Genomic DNA, 3267 nt, shown 5'->3' on the forward strand with positions numbered 1-3267 from the left:
ACCTTGTGCAGAGCCTGGATATGAAAAACAACACCTTTGCTGGTGCGCGCATTGATCAGAAAACCGGTGAACCTGAAGGGTTTGCCTAGCGGGGATTTGGCTGATTGCTCAGCCAGCGCTCCGAAAGCAACCGCCCTTACCGTCAACTTGACCTGTCTGGTGACTCCGGCTTCGACGATTTCGGACTCGTGTTCGAGGACGAAATTGGCGGCGGGGATTCCAGCGGGCGTGTAGCGAAGAGGACTTGCCTCGGCGATACAGGCGGTCAGTTCAACGTGGTTCACTGCGGGCTCTTGCTCAAAAGCAGATGCGCAGCAGCGAGGCGTTCAACAGCATGGTGGCTATTAAGCCGCATACTCCTGCTGTTGGGCCTTACGGGCTTCTTCCCTCTCGACGTTGCGCATCATGAGGGACGGGCCGGTTTCGGCTTTCTTCTTCACCACGGTCAGGTGGCGCAGCACGGCATCGTTGAACTTGAACGCGTGTTCGATTTCTTCCATCACGGCCTGGCTGGCTTCGATGTTGATGCAGAGGTAGTGGGCTTTGGCCAGTTTCTGGATCAGGTACACCAGCTGGCGGCGGCCCCAATCTTCGACACGGTGCACTTTGCCACCGCCGGCGGTGATCATGCCCTTGTAACGTTCCAGCATGGCTGGGACTTGCTCGCTTTGATCCGGGTGGATCAGCAAGACGATCTCATAGTGACGCATAAACTCTCCTTGTGGTTGATTGAAGCTGCCCCAGCGTCGTTAAGGGTGCAGCAAGGCGAAGCCCATGATTATAGCCTGAAGACTTGTTCGGATGCCAGTTGGCCTGGCCATCCATCTAGAAACCCAGGAAATCGCAGCTTTTGGGGTAGTTTCCCCCTGCTTCAAAGCGCTGGCACCAGCGCCGGACACAGCCGGGTAGAACCCACGCGATGATCCATGCAATGAAGCTCTTTGGCTGATTGTTACTGCGTGTTAATCTCCCGCCAGATCCGGATGCGCTGGACTACAACCCTCCCGCACCCGCCTACCTACGCCGTCGACATGCAACTGCTTCACGCGCCAGCAAGCCTTTCAGGGCGGCATGCGACCTATGCGGTCTGGCTGGTATACGGCCTCCTGCTGCTCTGCCTTGGCCTGATTTTCAAGCCCTTTTTCCCTCTGGAAAGAGGATGGCTGGGTCATGACTACTCGCTGATGTTGCCCAACTGGCTGGATGGGCACATCTGGTTTTCCACGAACGGATTGAGCACCCCATGGTTTACACCGTCATTCTGTGCCGGTCAGCCCTTTTTTCCTGATCCACAGTCCGCTTTTTATTCGTTTCCACAGTTACTGGCCATACTGGCCGGGCCGATCAACGCCACATATCTGTTGCTGTGCCTGAGCGCGAGCCTGATGTTCTGGGGCGGTTATCTGCTGGCGCGCAAGGTCTTTTTAACCGGCCCCCTGGCGGCAGTATTGGTGGGCGGCTTGCTGATGTTCAACGGGTTTCTTCCACATCGGATCATCATCGGGCATGTCGGCTTCCATGGGCTTGCCCTGGTGCCTTGGCTGGCCTTGCTGCTCCTGCTGCCTATCCGCTCGCGACTCGATCAGGCCGGGATATCAGTGCTGGCGGGGGTTGTGCTTGCCTATTGGGTGCATTCCGGCCTCAGCACTCTGATGCTCGCAGGGGGCCTCGCTGTTTTCGTGATCGGTCTGCTGCATTGCATGACCGGCGGCGACCTCCGGCAGTTCATGGCGAGGGGATTGATCGCCTGCATCGTCGGCTTGGCGCTTTCGGCGTCCAAGCTGATGGCAACCTTTTCCTTTCTTGCCCTTTTTCCTCGTACTTTTTATCCGCTGCCGGGCGCACCTTCATGGCATGAAGCGGCAGGAATGACCGTCGCAGCACTTTTTCTGGAGTCCCAGCAGGCCTACCAGATCGGCAAGGCTTCCATGACCAACCTGCAGGCCACGCAATCGCCGCACGAGTGGGCCTTCAACTTCGGGATGGCGAGCGCCGTTTTGCTGGTTTGCCTTATGGTTGACAGGATTCGCCGAGCAACAACGGCATTTCGGCTTCCGGGCTGGCGTCAATTTCTGTTGGGCTCTGCCTTGCTGCTGAGCCTGGCCGTGCCGCTGGCACTTAACTACTTTGATCCGCGGTGGAATGCCTTCCTGAAAACGCTGCCCATCGTCAACTCAGCCAGCACGCTGGTACGCTGGCTGGTGGTGTACATCACCATTTTYGCCGTCGGTATGGGCTTGCTGCTGCAACGCGCGACCTGGAAACGCTGGAAAGGCCTGGCCGTGGCRGCCTGCCTCACAGCAACAGTGGCGCAGTCAGCGCTTGAAGGCCGGGAGTTCTATTCGTGGCAGGGATATGACCCCCGCAGCGTGGTAATCGCTGAAAAAAAATTACGGGACGGTACATTTGCCGCAGGAATCCGGGAACTCGGAAGCCGTGCAGACATGCAGACCGAGACGGGCATTCTGCGAGTGACATCCAACAACCTTCTGGCTGCAGGCAAATCGGCGCTCTTTTGCTATAACCCCGTTTTCGGTTACAGCCTGGAGAGATTCTCAGCAGAAGGCCTGACAACAGGGCCAGTTCTTGCCGAGCACAACGGGTTCCTGAACCTGAAAAACCCGGCCTGCTACGTTTACCCAAAAGAAAACAACTGCAAACCAGGCGATCTTTTCCGTGCAGATCAACGCGAGGAAGCCCAGAAATTCGCAAACTACAAGCCATTTGCTTTCAATTTCTCGGCACGCCAGGAAATGGCCAATCTGCTGACGTATATCTCATGGGTGCTGGTTGGTCTCGCCATGCCGGGATGGCTCGTCGGCACCCTGTGGCGCCGGCGCAAGGCGCCCTGACACACCCAATACTCCCCAGGCATACATGCAGCTTTTTTCAAAATGGAACGCCCCCTCACCGCGCCAGCAATCAGCATGGATTTGGCTGATTTTTTTGGTATTACTGGCTATTACAGCTCAGACGTTTGAACCATTTTTTCCGATTCAGGATGGCTGGCTGGGCCCCGACTTCAAACTTGCACTGCCAGGCTGGCTGGATGGTTATATCTGGTTCACCCAAAACGGCCTGAGCGTGCCCTGGTTCACCCCGTCGTTTTGCGCCGGGCAGCCTTTTTTTCCAGACCCGGTATCGGCGTACTACTCGCTGCCCCAGTTCTTGGCCATTGCCATGGAGCCCGTCAAAGCCGCCTGGGTGACGCTCTGCATCGCAGCCAGCTTGCTGTTTTGGGGGGGTTATCTTCTGATGCGCAAAGGC

4 protein-coding genes are annotated in these 3267 nt (G+C 57.1%); 2 read left to right on the top strand and 2 right to left on the bottom strand.

The window, feature by feature from the left end:
- A partial coding sequence (gene priB / locus AC1D1P_RS18615; RefSeq protein ID WP_477673988.1) for a primosomal replication protein N occupies window positions 1-284 on the bottom strand: 284 nt, incomplete at its 3' end.
- A gap of 60 nt (window positions 285-344) precedes the next feature.
- A complete protein-coding gene (gene rpsF / locus AC1D1P_RS18620) occupies window positions 345-710 on the bottom strand; it encodes a 30S ribosomal protein S6 (RefSeq protein ID WP_007871089.1) in 366 nt (121 codons plus the stop codon).
- 321 nt (window positions 711-1031) lie between these two features.
- On the opposite strand from rpsF, the gene AC1D1P_RS18625 reads away from it, so the two are divergent.
- Together AC1D1P_RS18625 and AC1D1P_RS18630 are read left to right on the top strand one after the other, a co-directional pair.
- Window positions 1032-2852 (top strand): hypothetical protein, encoded by a 1821-nt coding sequence (locus tag AC1D1P_RS18625; RefSeq protein ID WP_477673989.1) that lies wholly within the window; start codon window positions 1032-1034, stop codon window positions 2850-2852.
- A gap of 25 nt (window positions 2853-2877) precedes the next feature.
- Window positions 2878-3267: hypothetical protein (locus AC1D1P_RS18630; protein ID WP_477673990.1), on the top strand; the 390-nt coding region annotated here is incomplete at its 3' end.

Source organism: Polaromonas sp. P1_E1_2, assembly GCF_056406035.1.